The organism is Enterococcus villorum, from assembly GCF_007990225.1.
Lineage (GTDB): Bacteria > Bacillota > Bacilli > Lactobacillales > Enterococcaceae > Enterococcus_B > Enterococcus_B villorum.
In genome coordinates this window covers 146240-170348 of record NZ_BJWF01000003.1, presented here as the reverse complement: position 1 = coordinate 170348, position 24109 = coordinate 146240, and the positions used below count along the sequence as shown (strand labels likewise).

General features: G+C 35.1%; 26 protein-coding genes and 1 pseudogene. 14 read left to right on the top strand and 13 right to left on the bottom strand.

What is annotated here, in order from left to right; genetic code table 11:
- Nucleotides 1-107: 107 nt before the first annotated feature.
- The 3 genes and pseudogenes from EVI01_RS13990 to EVI01_RS02870 all read right to left on the bottom strand — a co-directional run.
- Nucleotides 108-781: pseudogene (locus EVI01_RS13990) on the bottom strand (IS3 family transposase); the annotation flags it as partial.
- Nucleotides 782-1081: 300 nt separating this feature from the next.
- The gene (locus EVI01_RS02875) at nucleotides 1082-1597 is read right to left on the bottom strand and encodes an LURP-one-related/scramblase family protein (protein WP_010751571.1); all 516 of its coding nucleotides are present in this window, start codon (nucleotides 1595-1597) and stop codon (nucleotides 1082-1084) included.
- A 23-nt stretch (nucleotides 1598-1620) separates the two neighbouring features.
- Nucleotides 1621-2490, bottom strand: coding sequence for a Cof-type HAD-IIB family hydrolase (locus tag EVI01_RS02870; RefSeq protein WP_010751570.1), 870 nt, complete (start codon nucleotides 2488-2490; stop codon nucleotides 1621-1623).
- A 124-nt stretch (nucleotides 2491-2614) separates the two neighbouring features.
- Here EVI01_RS02870 and EVI01_RS02865 point away from each other — a divergent pair, with 124 nt between their 5' ends.
- From EVI01_RS02865 to EVI01_RS02850, 4 genes are all read left to right on the top strand, one after another.
- Nucleotides 2615-3295: a uracil-DNA glycosylase gene (locus EVI01_RS02865; protein ID WP_010751569.1), complete on the top strand. Its 681-nt coding sequence runs from the start codon at nucleotides 2615-2617 to the stop codon at nucleotides 3293-3295.
- Nucleotides 3296-3447: 152 nt separating this feature from the next.
- Nucleotides 3448-4428, top strand: a complete 981-nt coding sequence (gene pta, locus EVI01_RS02860) for a phosphate acetyltransferase (RefSeq protein WP_010751568.1) — start codon at nucleotides 3448-3450, stop codon at nucleotides 4426-4428.
- Between the two features lie 190 nt (nucleotides 4429-4618).
- Nucleotides 4619-5092 carry a tRNA (adenosine(37)-N6)-threonylcarbamoyltransferase complex ATPase subunit type 1 TsaE gene (gene tsaE / locus EVI01_RS02855; protein WP_010751567.1) on the top strand — a complete coding sequence of 158 codons (474 nt, stop codon included), beginning with the start codon at nucleotides 4619-4621 and terminating at the stop codon, nucleotides 5090-5092.
- Nucleotides 5085-5606, top strand: coding sequence for a GNAT family N-acetyltransferase (locus tag EVI01_RS02850; RefSeq protein WP_010751566.1), 522 nt, complete (start codon nucleotides 5085-5087; stop codon nucleotides 5604-5606). The genes tsaE and EVI01_RS02850 overlap by 8 nt, the downstream gene beginning before the upstream one ends.
- Before the next feature lie 168 nt (nucleotides 5607-5774).
- On the opposite strand, the gene EVI01_RS02845 is transcribed toward EVI01_RS02850, so the two are convergent.
- Both EVI01_RS02845 and EVI01_RS02840 read right to left on the bottom strand, forming a co-directional pair.
- Nucleotides 5775-6248 (bottom strand): 3'-5' exonuclease, encoded by a 474-nt coding sequence (locus EVI01_RS02845; protein WP_244150168.1) that lies wholly within the window; start codon nucleotides 6246-6248, stop codon nucleotides 5775-5777.
- 298 nt (nucleotides 6249-6546) lie between these two features.
- A complete protein-coding gene (locus EVI01_RS02840) occupies nucleotides 6547-7299 on the bottom strand; it encodes an exodeoxyribonuclease III (protein ID WP_010751564.1) in 753 nt (250 codons plus the stop codon).
- A 115-nt stretch (nucleotides 7300-7414) separates the two neighbouring features.
- Here EVI01_RS02840 and EVI01_RS02835 point away from each other — a divergent pair, with 115 nt between their 5' ends.
- From EVI01_RS02835 to EVI01_RS02825, 3 genes are all read left to right on the top strand, one after another.
- Complete coding sequence (locus EVI01_RS02835; RefSeq protein WP_010751563.1) at nucleotides 7415-8335, top strand: Gfo/Idh/MocA family protein; 921 nt, start codon at nucleotides 7415-7417, stop codon at nucleotides 8333-8335.
- 70 nt (nucleotides 8336-8405) lie between these two features.
- Nucleotides 8406-9326, top strand: coding sequence for a UDP-N-acetylmuramate dehydrogenase (gene murB, locus EVI01_RS02830; RefSeq protein WP_010751562.1), 921 nt, complete (start codon nucleotides 8406-8408; stop codon nucleotides 9324-9326).
- A gap of 116 nt (nucleotides 9327-9442) precedes the next feature.
- Nucleotides 9443-10027, top strand: coding sequence for a GNAT family N-acetyltransferase (locus EVI01_RS02825; protein ID WP_010751561.1), 585 nt, complete (start codon nucleotides 9443-9445; stop codon nucleotides 10025-10027).
- Nucleotides 10028-10418: 391 nt separating this feature from the next.
- Here the strand turns inward: EVI01_RS02825 and EVI01_RS02820 are convergent, their stop codons facing one another.
- Nucleotides 10419-11240, bottom strand: a complete 822-nt coding sequence (locus EVI01_RS02820) for a DUF2238 domain-containing protein (protein ID WP_010751560.1) — start codon at nucleotides 11238-11240, stop codon at nucleotides 10419-10421.
- Nucleotides 11241-11461: 221 nt separating this feature from the next.
- Here EVI01_RS02820 and EVI01_RS02815 point away from each other — a divergent pair, with 221 nt between their 5' ends.
- Both EVI01_RS02815 and EVI01_RS02810 read left to right on the top strand, forming a co-directional pair.
- Nucleotides 11462-12901: a flavocytochrome c gene (locus tag EVI01_RS02815; RefSeq protein WP_010751559.1), complete on the top strand. Its 1440-nt coding sequence runs from the start codon at nucleotides 11462-11464 to the stop codon at nucleotides 12899-12901.
- A gap of 164 nt (nucleotides 12902-13065) precedes the next feature.
- Nucleotides 13066-13587 carry an isoprenylcysteine carboxylmethyltransferase family protein gene (locus EVI01_RS02810; RefSeq protein ID WP_010751558.1) on the top strand — a complete coding sequence of 174 codons (522 nt, stop codon included), beginning with the start codon at nucleotides 13066-13068 and terminating at the stop codon, nucleotides 13585-13587.
- An 84-nt stretch (nucleotides 13588-13671) separates the two neighbouring features.
- On the opposite strand, the gene EVI01_RS02805 is transcribed toward EVI01_RS02810, so the two are convergent.
- From EVI01_RS02805 to EVI01_RS02780, 6 genes are all read right to left on the bottom strand, one after another.
- Nucleotides 13672-14655 (bottom strand): NAD(P)H-quinone oxidoreductase, encoded by a 984-nt coding sequence (locus EVI01_RS02805; RefSeq protein ID WP_010751557.1) that lies wholly within the window; start codon nucleotides 14653-14655, stop codon nucleotides 13672-13674.
- A 3-nt stretch (nucleotides 14656-14658) separates the two neighbouring features.
- On the bottom strand, nucleotides 14659-15309 hold the full coding sequence (locus EVI01_RS02800; RefSeq protein ID WP_010751556.1) for an SDR family oxidoreductase: 651 nt from the start codon (nucleotides 15307-15309) through the stop codon (nucleotides 14659-14661).
- Nucleotides 15310-15476: 167 nt separating this feature from the next.
- Nucleotides 15477-16109, bottom strand: a complete 633-nt coding sequence (locus EVI01_RS02795) for an ECF transporter S component (RefSeq protein WP_010751555.1) — start codon at nucleotides 16107-16109, stop codon at nucleotides 15477-15479.
- A gap of 9 nt (nucleotides 16110-16118) precedes the next feature.
- Nucleotides 16119-16670, bottom strand: coding sequence for a phosphopantothenoylcysteine decarboxylase (coaC, locus tag EVI01_RS02790; protein ID WP_010751554.1), 552 nt, complete (start codon nucleotides 16668-16670; stop codon nucleotides 16119-16121).
- A 51-nt stretch (nucleotides 16671-16721) separates the two neighbouring features.
- Complete coding sequence (locus tag EVI01_RS02785; RefSeq protein ID WP_010751553.1) at nucleotides 16722-17465, bottom strand: phosphopantothenate--cysteine ligase; 744 nt, start codon at nucleotides 17463-17465, stop codon at nucleotides 16722-16724.
- A complete protein-coding gene (locus EVI01_RS02780) occupies nucleotides 17462-18451 on the bottom strand; it encodes an acrylyl-CoA reductase family protein (RefSeq protein ID WP_010751552.1) in 990 nt (329 codons plus the stop codon). The genes EVI01_RS02785 and EVI01_RS02780 overlap by 4 nt, the downstream gene beginning before the upstream one ends.
- A 240-nt stretch (nucleotides 18452-18691) precedes the next feature.
- On the opposite strand from EVI01_RS02780, the gene EVI01_RS02775 reads away from it, so the two are divergent.
- From EVI01_RS02775 to EVI01_RS02755, 5 genes are read left to right on the top strand one after another with little or no spacing between them, the layout of a single operon-like run.
- Nucleotides 18692-19234 (top strand): helix-turn-helix domain-containing protein, encoded by a 543-nt coding sequence (locus tag EVI01_RS02775; protein ID WP_146811514.1) that lies wholly within the window; start codon nucleotides 18692-18694, stop codon nucleotides 19232-19234.
- A gap of 16 nt (nucleotides 19235-19250) precedes the next feature.
- The gene (locus tag EVI01_RS02770) at nucleotides 19251-20336 is read left to right on the top strand and encodes an ABC transporter ATP-binding protein (protein ID WP_010751550.1); all 1086 of its coding nucleotides are present in this window, start codon (nucleotides 19251-19253) and stop codon (nucleotides 20334-20336) included.
- A 13-nt stretch (nucleotides 20337-20349) separates the two neighbouring features.
- Nucleotides 20350-21156 carry an ABC transporter permease gene (locus tag EVI01_RS02765; protein ID WP_010751549.1) on the top strand — a complete coding sequence of 269 codons (807 nt, stop codon included), beginning with the start codon at nucleotides 20350-20352 and terminating at the stop codon, nucleotides 21154-21156.
- Nucleotides 21153-21983, top strand: coding sequence for an ABC transporter permease (locus EVI01_RS02760; protein ID WP_010751548.1), 831 nt, complete (start codon nucleotides 21153-21155; stop codon nucleotides 21981-21983). Before EVI01_RS02765 ends, EVI01_RS02760 begins: the two co-directional genes overlap by 4 nt.
- Nucleotides 21980-23053, top strand: a complete 1074-nt coding sequence (locus EVI01_RS02755; RefSeq protein ID WP_010751547.1) for an ABC transporter substrate-binding protein — start codon at nucleotides 21980-21982, stop codon at nucleotides 23051-23053. Before EVI01_RS02760 ends, EVI01_RS02755 begins: the two co-directional genes overlap by 4 nt.
- Before the next feature lie 708 nt (nucleotides 23054-23761).
- Here the strand turns inward: EVI01_RS02755 and pepG1 are convergent.
- Nucleotides 23762-23905 (bottom strand): type I toxin-antitoxin system toxin PepG1, encoded by a 144-nt coding sequence (gene pepG1 / locus EVI01_RS02750; protein WP_010751546.1) that lies wholly within the window; start codon nucleotides 23903-23905, stop codon nucleotides 23762-23764.
- Nucleotides 23906-24109 lie beyond the last annotated feature (204 nt).

The following is a 24109-nucleotide window of genomic DNA, read 5'->3' as shown; positions in this document are numbered from 1 at the left end:
ATTATTTTAGAAACAGTATGTAAAATAAAAAAGCAGATTCCTTCAGATGGAGCGGAGGGAGCTGTCCTAAGATTGTGAGACAGTAATAAAAATAAAAAAGCATTTTCTTAAACTGTTGATTTCCGATAGTCTATTGGTGATCGATAGACTAGTTTTTGTTGAATTAGAATTTCATTATAATAAGTAATGTATTCTTTTACAATTTCTATTACAATAGATGTAGGCTCGTTTGTAAGCCTATCTAGGTAGAACGTTTCATGCATCACTGAAACGATTCGATGCAGGTATTATCTGAGGGTGTCTCTTTGCGAGACATACTCATGGTAATGCCTTTTGTTTTTATTTGGTTCTGGTAGTCAAAAGAAGTATAAACAGAACCTTGATCACTATGCAATAGACAATCCGTTGTTTTGGACAATTGATTAAGTGTGTCTAGAACAAAAGATGTATCTTGCTTATCACTGATGGTATAGGCGATAATTTCACCATTGTACAAATCCATAATCGAAGATAAATACAATTGTTTTTGACCAAAAGGCAGATAAGTAATGTCTGTTACTAATTTCTTTAAAGGGGCTTCTGAAGAAAATTGTCTATTCAGCTTGTTCTCGACAATCGTATAAGGTTGTCAAACTTTACTGCGTTTCTTCATTTTCACACGACAATTCCAATGATATTTCTGCATAATCTTTTGTATGGTGTTTTTATTAACTTTGTATTCCTTGTTAATCAACGCAGTGATCTTTCGATACCCATATCGAAATTTATGCTGGAAGCAGAGGCGACGAACAGCATCCATCCATTGCGAAAACACCTTGACTATTGAAAAAGAAATCAAGTAATAATGTACTAAGAAATGAGTCTAATTAAATAGAAAGAGATCAAAACAAAATGGACTATTACCATGCGAATATCGGAAACAGTCCATTAAAACAGTTCAATTGTATGAGGGAGATTTATAGCAGATAAGTGTATTCTTATATCGAATTTTCTGTTACTTTTTATTTATTGTTTTTTGTTTTGAGGGTTTCGGTAGTTTGTCGAAGTTATTTCTACATATAAATGATCACTGTTTGAATTGCTAGTTTGTACCTAAGCGATAAGAAAGAGGGGTATCTTTGCCTTTGTTTTTTCGATACAACCAGTAGTCTAAGACAGCAGCGATACAAATACAGATTGGGGCATTTTCTTCTATTGGAATATCAAGGACGTAATAATCACCAGTAAAAAGTGTGGCTTTATCCATTTTCATGATTTGTTGATTAAAGTGATGAATTTGATACTGATGATTATAAATATCTCCTTGAACAGTCCAATGGAGGCGACGAATATAATAAAAATCTCCCGGCCAATTAAAAATTTTTTTCATCGTTCCCACTTTTTTAAAATCTTTATAAAGCTCAAAACGAGTGCCAAATGTAAGACTCGTTTGTTTAATGTGCGCCACAAGATTGCCATTCATCGCATAAAGAGACAGAGCATCACCTTTTGTTCCCCAGCGTCCAACCATCAAGAAGATGGATTTACCCGATTCATCTTTGACAACAGTTCGTGTGGCACGACTGAGATGTTTTTCTTGAATGAAATATTCTGACATCTTTATCCCTCTTTTCTCGTAAGTTACAGATTTTCGGAAATAGCACGCAAAATTGCTTTACCAACTCCAAATTCAAGGTTAGTATCAGTCGTATATTTTGCATAATCTTTTACTTCAATTTCAGCATTTCCCATGGCAAAACTGACACCAGCTACTTGCAACATACTTACATCATTAAAATTATCACCAATAGCCATCACTTCATCTAACGCAATCCCACGATCATGGGCAATATGTGCCACAGCAATTCCTTTTTGGGCATTCTTATGATTGATTTCGATGTTGTTTTGTCCAGAAGAAGTGACTGCCAAATCACCTAGCTGACTAATCTCTTTTCCGACAGGTCCTAACACATGAGGGCCTTCAGGATGGTAACAGATCACTTTCAATACTTCTATTGTTTTGTCTTGAAGCAACTCGCGAATACTATCTGTATAATTGATATGCAACAATTCAAGATAGGCAGAAGCCATAGCAATTGCCATTTTATAGGTTAAATGGGGAAGCTGGATACCAATCATTGAAGCAAAGCTTTCAATTCTTTTCGCTTGGCTTTCAGAATAAAGTCCACGATTTGTCGCTACTTCATAATAAATGTCATTTGCATCAAGAATATCTAAGACCGTCTTTGTTTGAATTGTTGGTATTGGAACCGTAAATAATGAGTTTCCAGTTTTATCAAAAACTTGTGCGCCATTTAAAGTAATCATGGCGCAATCAATTCCAGCTTCATCCAAGGCTGCTCGTGCTTCTTGATAATTGCGACCAGTCGCTACCATAAATTCAATACCAGCGTCATTTGCCAATCGAATAGCTTCCACATTTTCTGGTGAAATACTCATATGTGCGTCTAATAAAGTGCCGTCCATGTCTGAGGCAATTAATTTGATCATAGGTATAATCGTTCCTTTCTTTCTCTTCTACTTAGTTTACCATATTCAACGATCACTTAGTGCGAAGATTGCCACTTGTTAAGAAAGAAATTGTGCGTTATTCTGAATATTGGAGGTGGGAAAGTTGAAAACAATCATTCATAATAGTTGGCAAGATGTTTTAGCGGATGAATTTGAAAAAGAATATTATCAAAATTTAAGAAATTTTTTGAAAAAAGAATATACCACGCAAAAGATCCATCCTGATATGTATCATATTTATGAAGCCTTGGAATTGACTCCATATGAAAAAGTAAAAGTAGTGATTTTAGGACAAGACCCATATCACGGGGGGAATCAAGCACATGGTTTGTCATTTTCTGTTCAACCAGGTGTTAAGATTCCACCATCTTTAAATAATATCTATAAAGAATTACAAAGTGACTTGGGTATTGCGCCAGTTCATCATGGATATTTAGTTTCATGGGCAGAACAAGGCGTATTATTATTAAACACGGTACTAACGGTTCGAGAAGGACAGGCCTATTCACATAGAGGGAAAGGCTGGGAAATTCTGACAGATAAAATTATTGAAAAATTAAATGAAAGGCAAAAACCGATCGTTTTTATTTTATGGGGAAAACCAGCACAAGAAAAAATAAAAATGATTGATAAAAGTCGTCATATTATTTTGACTTCTTCTCATCCGAGTCCTTTGTCTGCTCATCGAGGATTTTTAGGTTCAAGACCTTTTTCCAAGACAAATGATGCGCTACTTGCTTTAGGAGAAACACCGATCAATTGGCAACTACCTGAAACAGTGTAATAAGACAACGTTTTCCTGTTATATGTCAGTTTTCAGAGTATGTGAAAGTCTTCATTACTAATGGTTTTTTGACTAATACAGATAAAATAAACTGTTCTTTTTTTTGTGAATAGTGTATGATGGGTACATAGAAAATATCTGGAGGTTATCTTGTGGAATTGTTTGATAGTTTAAGATTTAAAATTGTACGTCGTAGTATTAAAATTGTTTTTCCTGAAGCAACAGATGCAAGAATTTTAGGAGCAGCTGCTCGCTTAAAAGCCGAAGAGTTAGTTGAACCTATCTTGATTGGTAGCGAAGAAGAAATAACAGCAGCTGCTCATGCCCGTGGAATCAAAACATCAAGTTTTACAATCATTGATCCAAATCATTATGAGAAATGGGATGAAATGGTTGAAGCTTTTGTCGAACGTCGTAATGGAAAGGCATCCAAGGAACAAGCAGAAAATATCTTAAAAGATGTCAACTACTTTGGAACGATGCTGACCTATATGGGTGTCGCGGATGGCATGGTTTCTGGCGCAATCCATTCAACTGGAGATACTGTACGTCCTGCCTTACAAATTATTAAAACGAAACCAGGTGTAAGCCGAACAAGTGGTGCGATGATCATGGTGCGTGGTCGAGATCAAGAAAAATATGTATTCTCAGATTGCGCAATCAATGTCAATCCTAATGCACAAGAATTAGCAGAAATTGCGGTAGAGTCAGCAAAAACAGCTGAATTATTCGATATTGATCCAAAAGTTGCATTAATGAGTTTTTCAACAAAAGGTTCTGCCAAAGCACCAGAAGTGGATAAAGTAGTCGAAGCAACAAAAATTGCCAAGCAATTAGCACCTCAATATGTCATTGATGGTGAACTACAATTTGATGCATCTTATGTGCCTTCAGTCGCACAGTTAAAGGCACCTAATTCAGATGTGGCTGGTCAAGCGACCGTTTTCGTTTTCCCAGAATTACAATCTGGAAATATCGGCTACAAAATTGCGCAACGCTTCGGTAACTTTGAAGCAATTGGCCCCATTTTACAAGGATTAAATAAACCTGTTTCTGATTTATCTCGTGGCGCAAACGAAGAAGATGTTTATAAATTAGCAATTATTACTGCTGCACAAACTTTATTAGATTAATCTGTAAAAGTTAATTGTATAAGTTCAATCAGTCAAATAGATTAAATCAATCGATGAGTAATTACTTTTAAATGTTACTAAATAGCAGAAAAAGATTCATGGCAACTGTCGTGAATCTTTTTTTTGCTTTAAAAATTTTTCTTTCCACGATATACTGACAAAAAAGGTTAGACTAAGGGAGTCGTTTTTGATGATTGAGTTAAATGGATTAAATAAGACAGAGGAATTAGCAAAAGTGATTGGGGAAGTAGCAAAACCTGGTGATAATTTAGTATTAACTGGGGATTTAGGGGCAGGAAAAACCACCTTAACTAAAGGAATTGCTGTCGGTTTAGGGATTGATCAAATGATTAAAAGTCCCACTTATACCATTATTCGAGAATACAATGAGGGAAGATTACCCCTTTATCATATGGATATTTATCGTGTAGCTACAAGTGGCGCTGATCTGGGATTAGACGAATACTTTGAAGGAGAAGGCTTATCTGTTATTGAATGGGGAAATTTATTAGAAGAAACTTTGCCAGAAGACTATTTGGAACTGATTTTAGAAAAAAGTGATACAGATTTAGAGAAAAGATATGTGAAATTGCAATCATATGGTGAGAAAAGTGTAGATTTTAAGCAACGCATTATGAAACAATGGAGTAAAATAAATGAGTGAAGAAGTAACATTAATCATTCGAGAAGCTGAATCTAAAGATGCCAGTGAACTATTAGCTATGATGCAACAAGCGGATAGAGAAACCGATTTTTTAGTGATTGATGAACAGGATTTAAACTTATCAACTGAAGCCTTAGCAATAGAAATCGACTATTTGAAAAAGAGTATAAACAATCTTTTACTGGTTGCTAGTATGGATAAAAAAATAATTGGTGTTTTATCTGTCAAAGCCCAAGAACAAATGCGAGTCTCTCATATAGGAGAAGTAGGGATAAGTATTTTAAAAGATTATTGGGGAATAGGGATAGGAACCATGATGTTAGAGGAACTCTTAATTTGGGCTAAAGAAAATGGCGTTTTTTTTAGGTTAGAGCTAGATGTCCAATCCCGAAACGAACGTGCGGTTCACCTTTACCAAAAAATGGGCTTTCAAATTGAAGCCACCATGAAAAGAGGCGCTAGAAAAGAAACTGGTGAATTTTTAGATGTCTATAAAATGAGTTTGCTACTTTGATGGATAGACAATAAAGGCCTAGAGATAGAATTTCATTCTAAATAGTGACGACAAGAGTACTGTAAAAAATAAGACGAAAGTTTGTCAAAGTTAGGCAAACTTTCGTCTTATTATTTCTAGTCCATTTATCAATTATTTCATAAAAATGAAGTGAAATAATTGAACACGTTACTTTAGAGTCACCAATTTTTTCAAAGGTTCTGTTCCAAAGTGTTTTTCCTGATAAAGCAAGATTTCTGCACATGCACGGCTATCTTCTAGTGCATCATGATGATGAGCTAAAGAAATATTTAGATTTTCACATACCGTGTTCAAACGGTGATTTGGCATTTCTGGAAATAAACGGCGACTGGTTTTGACGGTACATAAAGACAAATAATTAGGCTGTAGTAGATTGTAATAATCTAAACATCCGGCTAAAACTTTGTTATCAAAAGCAGCATTGTGAGCTACAACTAACCGATTTTTTTGAAAATACTGGTTTATTTCTTGCCAAACTTCTGGAAATTTTGGCGCATCGCGAACATCTTCTTGGTGGATGCCATGAATCTGGATATTTTTCCAGAAAAAGGGTGTTTCTGGTTGGATTAGTGTGTAATATTCACCAACGATTTGACTATTTTGTACCATGACCAATGCCAAAGATCAGGCACTGTGAGATTGGTGGTTTGCTGTTTCAAAGTCCATTGCAACAAAATTCAACTACATAACCTCCTTAAAAAACTACATTAACATAACGATCAATTAAAAGAAAGATAACGAACAAATATGTAAAAAATATGAAAGAAAAAGTGACAATAGATGACTAGTTTAAAGATAATCTTGCCCGATGGTTAAAAAGATTTAGAAAAAACAAGAGGGGCAATAGCTCAATTAGGTGATTGAGATCCCCCCTTATTTTTATTAATAAAAAGTTTTTTCATCGTAAGCTATCTATGCCTTATTTCAAATCTAGCTCCACTGGACAATGGTCACTGCCCATGATTGTAGTGTGAATTTTTGCATCCATCAATTGCGGCTTCAATTCTTCACTAGTCAAGAAATAATCAATACGCCAGCCAGCATTATTCTTACGTGCATTGAAGCGATAACTCCACCATGAATAAACACCTTCTTGTTCAGGATAGAAGTAGCGGAAAGTATCAATAAAACCATTACTTAGTAAATGTGAGAACGCTTCTCTTTCTTCTATAGTAAAGCCTGCATTTTTTTGATTCGTTTTCCAATTTTTTAAATCAATTTCTTGGTGTGCCACATTCAAGTCTCCACAAACGATCACTGGTTTTTGTTTTTTTAATTCCTCTAGATAACGGTAAAAGGCCTCTTCCCATTGCAATCGATAATCCAATCGTTTTAATTCATTTTGAGAGTTAGGTGTGTAACAAGTAACTAAAAAGAATGCAGGATACTCTAGTGTAATCAAACGGCCTTCTTGATCATGGAGATCAATTCCCATGCCATAAGAGACGTTCAAGGCGGGTTCTTTGGCAAAAATTGCTGTACCAGAATACCCCTTTCTTTGGGCATAATTCCAATATTGATGATATCCAGGTAAATCTAATTCAATTTGTCCAGCTTGTAATTTCGTTTCTTGCAGGCAAAAAAAATCTGCATCCAATTCATTAAAGACTTCTAAAAAATTTTTATTCACAATGGCACGAAACCCATTGACATTCCATGAAATAAATTTCAAACAAACACGCACCCTTCCTTTTTCTTCTTTGTATGAATACTTGCGATTATATTGTACCTTATTTTCTTTAAAAATAGTGTAAGATAAGAGTAAATAATTGATAGGGGGAAAGAAAATGAAGATCGGTGTGATTGGTGTAGGCAATATTGCGGAAAAAGCGTATCTACCTACCTATGCAAAAAATCAAGGAATTGTTGATTTTTATTTTGCTACAAGAAATAAAGAAACAAAAAAGAGGATTCATGCAATGTATGGGTTTAACCATCTTTATGAAACGCTCGATGAATTGTTAGCACAAAATATCGAAGCTTGCATGATTCATGCTGCAACAAAAGTACATTATACATTGGCAAAAAAATGTCTTGAAAACCATATTCATGTTTATATTGATAAGCCCTTATCCGTCAATCTTAATGAAGTAAGAGAACTACAAGAGTTAGCAGACAAAAACCAAGTCATTTTAATGGTCGGATTTAATCGACGATTTGCACCCATGGTTGACCGTTTAAAGAAAGTACCTGATAAGCGATTGATCCAGTTACAAAAAAATCGAGTGGCTGCTCAAGAAACAACAGAATTTGTCATCTATGATCTCTTCTTACATTTGATTGATACGGCGGTCTATCTTTTAGATGAACCGATCCTTCGTACAAATTATCAAATTCGTGAAACAAAAGAATATTTAGATTTTGCTATTTTACAGTTAGAAACAGCTCATCAAACAGCCATATTAACGATGGATTTAGCTAGTGGTGCCAATACGGAACGATACCAGATAACGAGTAGAAATGGTATTTATGAAGTTTCTGAACTAACAGAATTAACTATCCAACAAGCGCCTGAACTAAAGATAGAAACATTTGGTGATTGGGAAAACACGTTGGTAAAACGGGGATTTGAGCCAATGATTCAAGCCTTTTTGACGGAAATAAAAAAAGAAAAACCTGATCTAAATGCTTTAAAACAACAACAGATTGTTCAAAGTCATGCGCTTTGTGAAGAAATGCTGATCAAACATATGAGACAACAAATGTAAGGAAACTGGTAAGTTTGTTTTAAGCATGATAGAATAATGAGGATGTTTGATATAGAAAGGAAAATCCTCAGTGAATAAAGAAAACTTAGTGAAGAATTTACCAGAAATGTATCTGTTGTTTGATGAACCATTGATGAATTATACATTTACAAAGACAGGTGGTCCAGCGGATGTTCTTGTTTTTCCAAAATCTCAAGAAGAAGTAAAAGAAGTTGTGGATTATTGTAGAAAAAATGAAATTCCTTGGATAGTGTTAGGAAATGCAAGTAACTTAATTGTTCAAGACGGTGGGATTCGTGGCATGGTCATCATGTTGACTGAGATGAACCAAATTCGAGTAGAAGGTACAACGGTGATTGCAAAAGCAGGGGCTAAATTAATTGATACGACCTACGCAGCATTAGAGGCTTCTTTAACTGGTTTTGAGTTTGCGTGTGGGATTCCTGGTAGTATCGGCGGGGCTGTCTATATGAATGCAGGGGCTTACGGCGGAGAAGTGAAAGATGTATTAGCTGAAGTCGATGTTTTATTAGAAGATGGTACATTAAAAACTCTAACCAATGAAGAAATGGCTTTTTCTTATCGTCATAGTAAAGTGCAAGAAATGAATGCAATTATTTTAGAAGCACGTTTTCAATTAACGGCTGGTGATCAAGAAATAGTTAAAAGACGTATGGAAGAACTGACTGAATTAAGACAATCAAAACAACCATTAGAGTATCCTTCTTGTGGAAGTGTTTTTAAACGTCCAGTTGGGCATTTCACTGGTCAATTGATTCAACAAGCTGGTTTGCAAGGATTGAAGTGGGGCGGCGCACAAATTTCTGAAAAACATGCAGGTTTTATCGTAAACATTGATCATGCGACAGCAACGGATTATATAGAATTGATTGCCCATATCCAAGAAGTAATCAAAGAAACATTTGACGTATGTTTGGAAACAGAAGTGCGAATCATTGGCGAAGAACAAGCAGTAGATGTGAAAAATTAACGTTCGTCAGAAGGGCTTAGCTAGTTAGACACATGGATTAAATGGCGAATTTATTATCAGATAGTTGATTAGGTAATAGGTTGGAAGAATAACATCTTTAGAAAGGAATCTAAAATATGTTAGATAAGCATATCCCTTATGCTGAAATTTGGATGTCACGTCCGATCGGTGGAATACTACCTAACGTTTCTTTGCCTGATGGGTATCATTTTGAATGCTATACTTTGGGAGATGAAAGAAGTTGGGCTCAAATTGAAGTGTCTGTAGGAGAATTTGAAACGAAAGAAGAAGGAATGACTTATTTTCAACGTGTCTTTTTACCCTATCAAGACCAACTTCAACAACGGATGCTATTTGTTGTCACTGAATCTGGGAAAAAGATTGCAACGGGAACGGCTTGGTATAAACAACGTAAAGATGGATGCTATCCACTTTTTCATTGGTTGGCTGTAATGCCTGAGCATCAAGGTAAAGGTATTGCTAGAGCTTTAACTGTTGAAGTATTGCGTCGATTTCAAGAACTTGAAACTCATGGACCCATTTATTTGCACACACAGACTTGGAGCTATCCGGCCATCAAGCTTTATCAAAAATTAGGGTTTTCCATTCTCCCTGAAAACTTTGATGGCAGTGAAAATAAAGATTATCCTTTAGCAATGAAAGTATTAGAACAACTAAAAAACAACAAGAAAAGCGAATGATTTGTTTTTCTTGTTGTTTTTTATGTTATTAAAGTTTAAATGAAGCCACTATTCGTTTTTTTTATTTTTCGTTTGAACCGATGTCACTTCTCCTGATCATTAGAAAATACTTTATGTATTGAAATTTCTAGAGGGAAATATAGATTTTAAGCAAGGAATCCTTGCTTTTTGGGTTACTTTGAACAACCTACAATCGTACGATACCTCTTACGCTAAATTGAAAGGATATTCTCGGCATTAGTCTGTAATCGCAAATCTAACTTTAACTAATTAAAGACTGTAACAATCATTAGTTTTTTCTGATGATTGTTACAGTCTCTAGTTTTTGTAGGTAGATTCCCAAGTTTTAGTAGCAATAGTTTGTTTTAACTTTACCGATCAGAAGAGCCCTTTATTTTTGTTGGCGACGTTCTCTTTTTCTTCGAGGAATAAAGTTGCGGATGAAGGTAAATTTTCTATAATGATTTTGACTGTATAAATAGCCAAATATGCTAAAAGTTAAAGCACCAATGAAGTTGACAAATAAATCTTTCATCGTATCAATAATTCCTATATCTAAGTAGCCACCAGTAATTGTATATTTCTCTATATTGCCATCTGGATTTTTATATTCCACAATAGTTTTTTCAATATCTTTAATGGAATAGACAGTGTTGCCGTCTTCACTTAACTTAACACTATTGATTTGTTGGACAAGGCTATCTTTTTGCATATCAAGTTGAAATAAATGATCCGCTGAAAATTCAACAAATTCCCACATGACACCGACTGTCATCGAAAAACAAAAAGAGACGATTGCAAGAAGTAAAGGGGTGAGGTTCATCGTTTTTGTATTTTTGTTAAGCAAATAGACAAGAGAAAAGCCAACGCCACCTGCTAAAAAGCCACTTAGCCCATGAAGTACCGTGTCCCACATGGAGAAATATCCATAAAAGTCACTTAATTCTCCTAAAACTGTTGAACTAAAAATAAAAGAAATAATAATGACTTCCAACATATTCGGTATTTCGATTTTAAACACTTTTTCTAAAAGATAGGGGATTTCAAATAAAACTAATGTTAGTAATAAAAGAAAGATATTTCCTACATTTCGCTGGATTATTTGGTCAATCAATAAGACTGTAACAATGACACGTAAGAGGATATAAAAAGCATGAGTAATCCTTTCAGCAGTTTTTGTTCCATTCATAAAAAATCTTTTCATATAATTCATAAAATAACTCCTTTATCTATAGTTAAGATTATACTAGGTAACTAGCTTGAGCCAAAATTTTTTGTACTAATCATGGTTTTAAGAAAGAAGGTGGCGTTTGCAAAAAAAATTAATAGAAAAAGAGTAGAATAAAAAAGAATTGTTAAAAATTAAAATAATGGTTGAGATTGTGAATTTTTTCACTTAAAATAAAAAAGAAGAATAAATTTTAGGAGGAAATAATGAAAAAAATAGTAAAAAGTTTATTTGTTTTTACATCGGTGTTTATTATGGGGGCCTGTGGTACGGGGACAGAGACAAATGAAAAAACGACTGCTACTAGTACAAAATCATCAGAAAAAACAGAAGTATCTTCTGGCGCTTCTGAACAAACTTACACGAATCCAGCTGAGATGAAAGATTCTTACGATATTATTATTGTTGGTGCAGGTGGAAATACATTAAAATCTTCAAGTGGCATGAATGCTTCAGAAACAAAATTCCAAAAAGAAAATGGTATTAAAGATTCAAATGATGCCTTTTATGAAGAAACCTTAAAAGGAGGCGGAGGTACCAACGATCAAGAATTACTTCGTTACTTTGTGGATCATTCAGCTGAGGCAATTGATTGGTTAGATCAAAATGGAATCACATTAGATAATTTAACGATTACGGGTGGGATGAGTGAAAAAAGAACGCATCGTCCTTCTGATGGTTCAGCGATTGGTGGCTATTTGGTAGATGGGTTATTAAAAAATGTCCATGAACGAAATATTCCTGTTTTTGTCAACACAGAAGTGACTGACATCAAAGAAAATGACGGCAAAGTCAATGAAGTGACTATAAAAGTCCAAGGAGAAGAACCAAAAGCGATCACAGGAAAAGCGATTGTTGTGACATCAGGTGGCTATGGAGCGAGTGAATCATTCATCAAAAAATATCGCCCTGATTTAGAAGGCTATGTAACGACGAATCAATCTGGTTCAACAGGTGACGGTATTACGATGATTGAAAAATTAGGTGGACAAATCGTTGATATGGATAAAATCCAGATCCATCCTACAGTGCAACAAGATGAAGGAGTATTGATCGGTGAAGCAGTACGTGGTGAAGGTGCTATTTTGGTAAATCAAGAAGGAAAGCGCTTTGTAAATGAGCTAGATACAAGGGATAAAGTATCTGCTGCGATTACTGCTTTACCAGAAAAATCAGCTTATTTGATCTTTGATCAAGGGGTGAGAGATCGAGCAAAAGCGATTGATTTTTACGAACAAAAAGGCTACGTGGTTTCTGGTGAGAGTGTAGCAGAATTAGCTGAAAAAGTGGCTCTTCCTCAAGAAGCACTGACGCAAACACTTGAAACTTGGAATCAAGCAGTGGCCGCACAAAAAGATGAGCAGTTTCAACGTACGACAGCGATGGAAAACGATCTTTCAAAAGCAAAATATTATGCCATCAAAATCGCACCAGGTATCCACTATACAATGGGTGGGGTGAAAGTTAATACAAAAACAGAAGTATTAAATAAAGAAAATCAAGCAATTACCGGCTTGTATGCTGCAGGTGAAGTCACTGGAGGACTGCACGGAGATAATCGTATTGGTGGCAATTCAGTTGCTGAAATCATTATTTTTGGACGCCAAGCTGGTCAGCAAGCGGCTAAATTTGTTAGTGAAAGTTAAAGATAAATAAAACCAATAGGAATGAGGAGAAAATGTTGTAATGCGTTTTCTCCTTTTTTATCCCTTTGATTATTTTTACAAATAGTTTGATTTATTTAAAAAAAATATCTCTATGATAACACCAGTTTTCAATATACAATAAGCAATAGAAAGGAGGGGAAGAAGTGAGCGGTATATTATTTTTCTTATTTCTAGTGATTGCTATAATAAGATTGTATGTCTTAAAAATTTCAAGTGTACATGCAAAAGCACTGTTAAACGCAGGAGCTGTTGAATATGGACAATTCACGACTAAATGGCTAGCTATCCTACATACTCTGTTTTATTTTTCAGCTTTCTTTGAAGGAATTGTTCGTAAAGTAACGTTTGATTCATCTAGTTTTTTGGGACTTGTTCTGATTCTATTTTCTTTTATTATGTTAATCTGGGTCATGCGTTTATTAGGAAAGTATTGGACAGTCAAACTAATATTTGAAGAAAATCATCAATTAAACAATCACTGGTTATTTACATATGTGAAACACCCAAATTATTTTTTGAATATTATTCCTGAACTATTAGGTGTTAGCCTTTTATTCCATGCATCTACCACTTTAGAAGTATTGATTATTCCTTATAGTATTTGTCTTTATATGCGAGTAAAAAAAGAAAACCAACTCATCGGATCAATTAGCCAATCAGCTTAAAAAAGTTTGAAGAAGCTGCTCAAAAAGGCGGCTCTTCAAACTTTTTTATTACTCCAGTTTTTTTGAAAAGTGATTGGATTAAGGTTAAGAAGGAATAGTTAAAATAATTTTTCCAATATTTTTATTTGCTTCCATGTATTCATGGGCTTCTTTTACTTCATCTAACGTAAATGTCCGATCAATAATTGGTTTTATTCGTTCATCTGCAAGATAAGCTCCTACATTTTGCATAAATTCCTGTGTTAGTTTTGCTTTGTAGTGGTCACTTCTGGGAGTGAGTAGCGTACCAATTAATTGAACTCGTTTTGTAATCAATGTGCCTAAATTTACTTCAGGAACAATGGTACCGCCCAACATACCAATTAGTACCCAACGACCGTCAACAGCGATAGAGGCTAAATTTTTTGTCCAGTAAGAAGCGCCGATGAAATCTAGAATCACATCTACTCCCTTACCTTTTGTTATTTTTTTCACTTCTGTTTGAAAATTGTGCGTTTTATAATTGATCTGTTCATCCGCACCCAGTGATTTACAAAAGGCCAATTTTTCTTCTGAGCCTGCCGTGACGATTACTTTTGCTTTTGAAAGTTGTTTGGCTAATTGAATAGCTGCTGTTCCTACACCGCTAGCACCCGCGTGAATTAAAACTGTTTCTCCTTCTTGCAATTTTCCCAGCCAATAAAGTGTCTGATAAGCAGTTAGAAAAACTTCTGAAATACCAGCAGCATTCACGTAATCTAAGGAATCTGGCAGTAAAATCGCACGATCAGCCGGCATGACAGCATATTCGGCATAGCCACCTAAATTGACTAAACCACAAACTCTTGTTCCTGGCGTAAAGTTGGGATCATCGCTTAAATTTTCGACCACTTCTCCGGCTACTTCTACGCCTAAAATTGGAAAAGGGGGCTGTTGGGTGGTCGATTCTCTGCGCATGATATCGGTGCGATTAATTGCGGCAGTATGGACTTTTATAAGCAGTTGCCCTTTATCAGGTGTTGGTTTTTCTGCATTGATTTCTTGTAAGACTTCAGCAGACCCAGGGTGTTTAAATGTAATGGCACGCATCAATTATTCCTCCTCCAATACTTGGTGAAATGCAGTTGTAAGATCTTGGTTTCCTTCAGATAGAACGAGAGTTATTTTAGATATACTTGGTTGGTCGACTAAGGCTGTTAAGACAGACGCTACAGTTTTACGTGAAACTGTTTCAGCTGCTTTATCCAACGGTTTTACTAATTGGACAGGTGTTATTTCTTCATCATTTGTCAATGAGACGGGTTGAAGGATTACATAATCCAAAGAAGTTTGATGTTTTAGCCATTCATCTGCGTAATGTTTAGTAATATAGTAATCGATCATCGTATCTGGCCATTTACTGCGATCATCTGCAAAAACTGCACTGATCATAAAATAGCGGTGTACGTTAGCCATTTCAGCAGCAATCATGGTTTTGATTGCACCATCTAAATCGATTTGTAATAGATTTTTTCCTTGTGAACCAGCGGTAAAGATGATAAGTTCATTACCTTTGAAGACGTGTGCCATTTCTTCAGCTGTCCAAGTAAGATCGAACGAGACATAAGTCACATTTTCGCTTTTTACAAGTGACTGTGTCGCTACATCTCGTACTCCGGCTACTATTTGATGGTTTGTTGCTGATAAGTCTTTAACTAAGTGTCTTCCAATTTGACCATTTGCTCCTACAACAAAAATATTCATTTTAATCTTCCTTTCTTACAGTATTCACTAACAATCATAACACTAAACGAAAAAAATACGAGGCAAAAGAGGTTGTGAACAGTATGGTCTGCTTCAAGAATTAAGAAGCAATACTGTTCACAACCTCTATGTTTACTTACGTTGTCTTTTTTCTTTAGATCAAATAATTATTTGGGTTGGGGAGTGGCATGCATAAGGCGAAGCAACACATTGCAAACTGCGGCAGTCGCAATCCCTGCTACGATCCCTTCTGGAATACCGCTTGTGAAAATAACAGTTAAAATAGCAGAGTAGACAGCATGGATACTTTTTCCAACCACTTGAGCATAATCATGTTGAAATAAGAAATAAATCATATTCATCACAAGAACTGTGTTCACGAAAGAACCAGCTAAGCCTGCTAGAAATAAAGAGAGAGAATAGAATTTATTTTTACTTAATTTTAGTATTCCTTTATAGACAAAATAAGGAACAATCCCAATCATAATACGTGGGATAAAAGCAATCAATATGGCTTTTAAGCTTCCATGTTCAGTGCCAATGACTGGGATGAAAGGGGAGAAAACAAAGGATAAAGGTGTTTGAACAATCGTACTTCTAATCATACTAATTAAGCCGAAAGTTCCCCCTAAAAAAGCACCTAATCGTGGACCCAAAACGATGGAAGCGATGATTACTGGTATATGCATGGTTGTAGCATTGATTGGTCCAATTGGAATAAATCCAAGAGGTGTGACTGCTAATAAAATAAGGATAGCTAAAAACATCGCAGTCAAAGCAAAAGTTCTTGTGTTTTTCATAATAACGTACTAAGCCTTTCTTTCGTTCATTAATTGCACAGCTTGATCAATGATGATTTGGATGTCAGCTAAAGCACCTTTACCAAAATCACCACAAGCTAGTAAAGATTCTCTTGGTTCAACTTCATGATAACCAATTGATTTTAACGTTTCTAAATTTTTTTGATTGATCGGATGTTGGTACATATTGGTATTCATTGCGGGTGCAATTAATTTTGGTATTTCTTTTTTTAGTGCCATTGCTACAGTTGAAAGTAGGTCATCTGCAAGTCCATTAGCTAATTTCCCAATGATGTTTGCTGTAGCAGGTGCAATCAAAAACAAATCTGCTTGTTTGGCCAATTCAATATGGTTAATCACTGCAGGATCTTTTTCTTGCATAACATCTGTATGGACAGCACGTTTTGACAATGATTGTAAAGTAAGTGGTGTAATAAAGTGAGTACTACTTTCTGTCATGATCACATCCACTTGATAGCCAAGTTTTACGAGTTGATTGGTCAGATCTGCACTTTTGTAAGCAGAGATGCTACCAGTAACACCCAGTAAAATTTTTTTCATTTTTCTTACCCCTTTCAAGGATTGTTAAATGAGTTTATCACAATGTTTTGATCAGTCAAAGAAAGATGGTTCTATTATAACTGATGTCAATAATTTAGCAATTTCTTTCTTCGTTTTGGCTTCCTTAATGGTGCCGTCTTCTGCTAATAAATAGCCGTGATGCCGTTCTCCTTTAATTTGAGTAAGATCATTGGCGAAGATATAATCTACTTGATTTTTTTGCAAGCTTTTTTTGGCTACTTCTATGAGATGTGCTTTAGGAACATCAACTAATAATTTAAATCCGATAATTTTCGCTTTTGGTTGCCATTTTCTCAAAAAACTAATGATTTTTGGTGTTTTTTTCAAGGCAATTAGTAAGTGTTGCGTATCAGAAGAAATTTTTTCATCGTTCATCGGATATTCGCTATTTTGCTCTAACCATTGAGGAAGCAGTGTCGCTGTTAAGGGTGTTTGCATAATACTTTTTTCTAATTGCTCTTCAGAAAGGCTGAAAGCAGGGGTAAAATCACTGACTGCCATGCTATGAATAATGCCATCGTAGTTTTTTTCTGTGGTTAAATGTTTTAATGTGTCAAATAAATCTTGTGTGGATTCGATAAAATGAAAGTGGATATTTTCTCTTGATTCTGGTGTGACAGCGGTAGGCGTTGTCACATAATCAATTGTCATTGATGGGTATTTACATAAAGCCTCTGCAATATTTTTTCCTAAACGTCCAGTAGAATGATTGGTAATTGAACGAACTTGATCGATTTTTTCACTTGTCCCACCTGCAGTAATTAAAATATTCATTGCCATTCACCCACATTTACTAAAGTTCTGCCTTGATGTTTGCCCGCTAATAATTGTTGAATCACTTCTGGCAATTGATCAAAATTGATTTCGTTGATTAAAAGTTCATCTGCAATAGCAAGGTCAGCTAATTGTTGCCAAATAGACGCACGTTTTTCATGAGGGACATTGACTGAATCAATACCAATTAATTGAATGTTACGTAAGATAAATGGCAAAACGGTAGTCATTAATTGCATACCGCCAGCATTACCACAAAGTGCAGCAGCTCCATCATAAGCAAGTAAAGGAAGTAATTGAGTTAATTGTTCTCCGCCAACTGTATCGATAGCATAATCAATTTGTTGCTTGCCTAGAGGTTTTGTTTTTTCTGGGAAAAATTCATGTGGGGCAAGAACTTCATTAGCTCCCAAATTTTTTAGCCATGCCACCGATTCTTTCTTTCGAGAAAGGGCAGTAATTGAAGTAAACCCAAGTTTACGCAAGATAGCGACAACAACGCTCCCCACTCCTCCGGAAGCCCCGGTAACTACGACTTTATCTGTTATTTTCATGCCTGTTTGAATCAGGGCATTGACACATAAAAGAGCTGTAAATCCTGCTGTTCCGAAAACCATTGCTTGACGAAGAGTCATATTTTTTGGTAACGGTACTAACCAATCTCCAGGAACTTTTTGGTATTGACTATATCCGCCTGGAGAGGTCACGCCTAACCCATAACCAGTTACTATGACAGAATCACCAGATTTGAAACGGCTGTCGAGACTTTCAATGACAACACCGGATAAATCAATCCCAGGAGTCATTGGGTAAGATCGAATCACGCCACCAGATTCACTACTAGCTAAGGCATCTTTGTAGTTGACGTCGGAATAGGCAATTTTGATTAAGACTTCATTTGCGGATAAAGTCGGTTTTTTTTGCTCCACAAGTGCTGTATGAAAAGCTGGGGTGTTATTTACTTGAAACGCTTTAAATGTATTCATGTAAGGATAAGGCTCCTTTCAAAATTTTCTTATATCATACCATAAAGTTGTGAAATTTAGCGTTATTCTTTCCTGTTTTATTATGAAAAAATAGAGAAACTTAGGTAACAAAAATAAAAAGAATTTTTTCGATAAAAATGAAGAAAAAAGGGTTGTCTTTTTCAATAAAATTTGTATACTAGTACGAGTGAAAGTAAACTTTGTGTTTACTAATAGAAAACTTTTGGGAGGAGGAATGGGATGGAAATAGGAGAAAAGTTAAGGAATTTACGTATCCAAAAAAATTTAACACAAGAAGAATTAGGGGAACGGACAGATTTGTCTAAGGGCTATATTTCTCAATTAGAACGCGATTTAAGCTCACCTTCTATGGAAACATTTTTTTCTATCTTAGAAGTATTAGGTGTTTCACCAGAAGAATTTTTTCACCAAGATACGGTCAATTTACAGGTGGTTTATTCGAAGGAAGACCATACAATTTACTTAGATGAAGAAAATGGCTATCAATTAGAGTGGCTTGTACCTGATTCAAATGAAAAAGAGATGGAACCTGTTTTGCTCACCTTTCATGAAGCAGGAGAGTACAAATTATTTGAACCTTCGCTATCTGAAACGTTTATTTTTGTGTTAGAAGGCGAAGTAGAGTTATGCTTAGGAGAAGAACGATATGTGGCAAAAGCTGGACAATCGATCTATTACCAAGCGACAACGCATCATCAATTGAAAAATCATCAGTCAAATCGTACGAAAGCTTTGATTGTAGCTACAGATTCGTACTTATAATTTAGGGGGGTAAAAAGTGGGGAAACCAATTATTTCATTTGATCAGGTAGTCAAACGCTATGATGATGAAACGATTTTAAAAAAAGTGAGTTTTGAGCTCGAACAAGGGAAGTTCTATACATTATTAGGTCCTTCTGGTTGTGGAAAAACAACAATATTAAGAATCATTGCAGGTTTCACAGAAGCAACTGAAGGGGAAATGTATTTTGAAGGAAAACGTTTAAATGATGTACCGGCGAATAAACGACAAGTTAATACGGTTTTTCAAGATTATGCGTTATTTCCTCACATGAATGTGTTTGACAACGTTGCGTTTGGTTTGAAAATTAAAAAAATGAATAAAAGAGATATTGAAAAGAAGGTAAAAGACGCACTACGTATGGTTCAATTACCTGGATATGAAAACCGGGAAATTAGCGAAATGTCTGGAGGGCAACGACAACGTGTCGCAATCGCTCGAGCGATCGTCAATGAACCGAAAGTATTATTGTTAGATGAACCCTTATCTGCACTTGATTTAAAGTTACGTACAGATATGCAATATGAACTAAGAGAGTTACAACAACGTCTGGGGATCACCTTTATTTTTGTTACGCATGACCAAGAAGAAGCATTAGCGATGAGTGATGAAATTTTCGTGATGAATAAAGGGAAAATTATTCAAAGTGGCACACCTGTTGATATTTATGACGAGCCGATTAATCATTTTGTGGCAGATTTTGTTGGCGAAAGTAACATTGTCAATGGCGTAATGATTGAAGATAATTTAGTGGAGTTTGTTGGAAAAAAATTCGAATGTGTGGATGGCGGTATGCGTCCAAATGAACCCGTGGAAGTGGTATTGCGTCCAGAAGACCTCACCATTACGACACCTGACAAAGGAAAACTAGTGGTAACAGTTGATACGCAACTTTTTCGAGGTGTTCACTATGAGATTGTGTGTTATGATGAACAGCAAAATGAATGGACTGTCCATTCAACGAAAAAAGCAAAAGAAGGTAGCAAAGTTGGTTTATCTTTTGATCCAGAAGATATTCATGTCATGCGATTCAATGAAACAGAAGAAGAGTTTGATGCTCGACTTGATAGCTATGAAGAATAGGGGGAAGATATAGATGAAAACAATGCGTAGAATCTATTCTGTTCCTTATGTTTTATGGCTTGGGTTGTTTGTTATTGCCCCAGTTTTGATGATTATTTATCAATCATTTTTTGATATGAATGGACAATTTACGTTAAGTAATTACTCCGCTTTTTTTATGTCAGGTACGTATCTATCGATGACACTAAATTCAGTTTGGTATGCATTTTTGATCACATTTTTTACCTTGATTATTAGTTATCCAACCGCTTATTTTTTAACCAAATTAAAACACAAACAACTATGGTTAATGTTGATCATTTTACCTACATGGGTCAATTTATTGCTAAAAGCCTATGCCTTTATCGGTATCTTTAGTATCCATGGGAGTGTCAATCATTTTTTCGATTTTCTAGGAATCGGAACAAGACAAATTTTATTTACCGATTTTAGCTTTTTATTTGTGGCTACCTATATTGAAATCCCCTTTATGATCATGCCAATTTTCAACGCACTAGAAGAAATGAATCCTTCTTTGATCAGTGCTAGTCGTGATTTAGGAGCCAATAATTTTGAAACCTTCCGTCGTGTAGTATTTCCATTGTCACTAAATGGCGTAAAAAGTGGGATACAAGCTGTTTTTATTCCTTCACTTTCGCTTTTCATGCTGACTCGTCTGATTGGTGGGAATCGAGTGATAACTTTAGGTACGGCTATTGAACAACATTTTCTTGTCACTCAAAATTGGGGAATGGGATCGACCATTGGTGTTATTTTGATTATTGCCATGTTTCTCGTCATGCTACTTACTGGCGAGAAGAAGAAGGGAGGCCGCATATGAAGAAAAGGTTTAAGTGGTCTTATCTCTACCTATTTGTTGTTTTCTTACTATTGTATTTACCGATTTTTTATTTGATTTTTTATTCTTTTAATGCCGGTGGTACGATGAATAGCTTCACTGGTTTTACTTGGGAAAATTATCAAGCGGTATTTGAAGATACACGCTTGATCATTATTGTGCTAAATACCTTTATGCTGGCGTTCTTATCTGCGTTGATTGCCACAATTATCGGAACATTTGGTGCAATGGGGATTTACTATACAAGAAAACGACAAGCAAGAAATACCTTATTAAGTATGAATAATATTTTGCTTGTTTCTCCTGATGTAATCATCGGTGCAAGTTTTTTGATTTTCTTTACCTTTTTAGGATTTGGTTTAGGATTTCAAAGTGTATTACTTTCTCATATTGCTTTTAGTATTCCGATTGTGGTCTTAATGGTTTTACCTAAGTTACAAGAAATGAATGATTCCATGGTTGATGCAGCAAGAGATTTAGGAGCCAATCATTTTCAGGTGATAAAAAACATTATCTTACCTTTTTTATCTCCTGGTATTATTGCAGGATATTTTATGGCATTTACTTATTCATTGGATGATTTTGCTGTGACTTTCTTTGTGACGGGAAATGGATTTACGACTTTATCTGTGGAAATCTATTCACGTGCTCGTCAAGGAATCAGTTTAGAAATCAATGCATTAAGTGCATTAGTATTCCTGTTCTCAATGGTCTTAGTTATCGGTTATTATTTTATTAGCAAAGAAAATCGATCAAAAAAAATGAGAAAAAATCGCCGAGGACGTGAGGAGGTGGTACGTTTACGATGAAAAAATTACAATCACTATTTGTTGGCATTATTGTGATCATCTTAGTTTTATTTTTTGGCGTACGACAATTAGAAAAAGCAAGTGGGATGAGTGGTGCGAAGATCGTTACGATTTACAATTGGGGAGATTATATTGATCCTAGCTTGATTACCAAATTTGAAAAAGAATATGGATACAAAGTGAACTATGAAACATTTGATTCTAATGAAGCGATGTTTACAAAAATCCAACAAGGTGGGACAAATTACGATATTGCCATTCCTAGTGAATATATGATTCAAAAAATGATGAAAGAAAAACTGGTGCTACCATTGGATCATACAAAAATCAAAGGATTATCAAATATCGATGAACGTTTTTTGAATTTAGACTTTGATCCAAAGAATATTTACTCTATTCCTTATTTTTGGGGTACGCTAGGGATTGTTTATAACGATAAAGTATTTAGTGAAGAAGAGATTCAACATTGGAATGATCTTTGGAACCCAAAATTAAAGGACAGCTTAATGCTAATTGATGGTGCGAGAGAAGTAATGGGGCTTTCATTAAATAGTCTGGGGTATTCTTTGAATAGTAAAGAGATGAGTCAGCTAAATGCAGCCGCAAGTAAGTTGAATCAATTAACTCCTAATGTTAAAGCTATTGTGACCGATGAAATCAAGATGTATATGACCAATGAAGAAGCTTCTGTAGCGGTTACTTTTTCTGGCGAAGCAGCGGATATGTTGTCTGAAAATGAACATCTTCATTATGTGATTCCGTCAGAAGGATCGAATTTATGGTTCGATAATATTGTCATGCCTAAAACCGTAAAAAATAAGCAAGGAGCGTATGACTTCATTAATTTTATGCTGAAGCCAGAAAATGCTGCTCAAAATGCGGAATACATTGGTTATTCAACACCTAACAAGAAAGCTAAGGCTCTCTTACCAAAAGCAATCTCAGAAGATGAACAATTTTATCCAGATGATGCGACCATCTCACATTTAGAAGTCTACGAAGATTTAGGCTCAAAATATTTAGGAATTTATAATGATTTATTCTTAGAATTTAAGATGTATCGAAAATAGAGCTAAAACTCAATAAAAATGGGGAATTTTGAAAAGTCTGAATCTTAAGAATGTTCATCATTTCTATAGCTGAAAAAACGGTGTTCATGAACCAGCTCCTTCGAAATTAAAGCGAAATTTCGAAAAATATGAAAGGCTATTTTACGAAATCTCTCTTTAATGCTTGAAGCTGTACGGTTCATTCACAACCTCTCGTCTCAGTTTTCCAATTTCTACCAAAAGCGTCTTTTTAGGCGCTTTTTTTATGTTACTTTATTTTTTCTACCAGAGATTTCTACCAAAGAAAAATTAGAAAAAACATTGGTATTTTGAGAAAGATAGAAGAGTTATAAAAAGGTAGAAATAGAGTTAGCGTGATGAGTTGAGTAAAAAATAACTTGCTGTGATAATTTCTGATAGAAAAAGGTAGATAAATTAAATGGGAATGTTTAGAAGAATAGGTTGTTTCATCTAAAATTTCCAATTTTAGAAAAACAATTCCCATTACGATCAACTACTTGAACCAGTTGAAATTGAGAAATTTGAACATAAAAAAAGCATCTTTTTATTCGTTTTTCATTTGAAAATTGAATAGCCGAAACAAGGTGTGCTATAATGAATATGAAAAAAGGAACTGTGTCAACAGTTCCCTTTGACAGCACCGCTAAAGACGGTGGCAGATAGAATTATTTAATTTGAAATAACCGTGTGCACCTGCTAAAGTGACGGTTATTTCTTTTTGTCGTGTTTAAGCATGGACACAACCAAACCAATCAAAGAAATGGTAAACATACCAAAGCCAAGAATGATTTGAATTGTCTCGTATGCGGACAAAAGGCTACTCCTTTCGTAGATTTTAGTACTTACATCCATAAGCACCACCACCTTCTTGGAAATCGCCACCGTCATTAAACTTTACTGTCTCAAAGAGTATAGCACATCTCATAAATAATTCCCTTGAAATAAAAAAAACAAACAGAACTTTCATTTGAAATTTGAATATAAGAGTCAATATGTAAATAATGAAGATGACAAAAGGAATTGCTTCAATCATTCTTTTTGGTTAGCTACATTTAA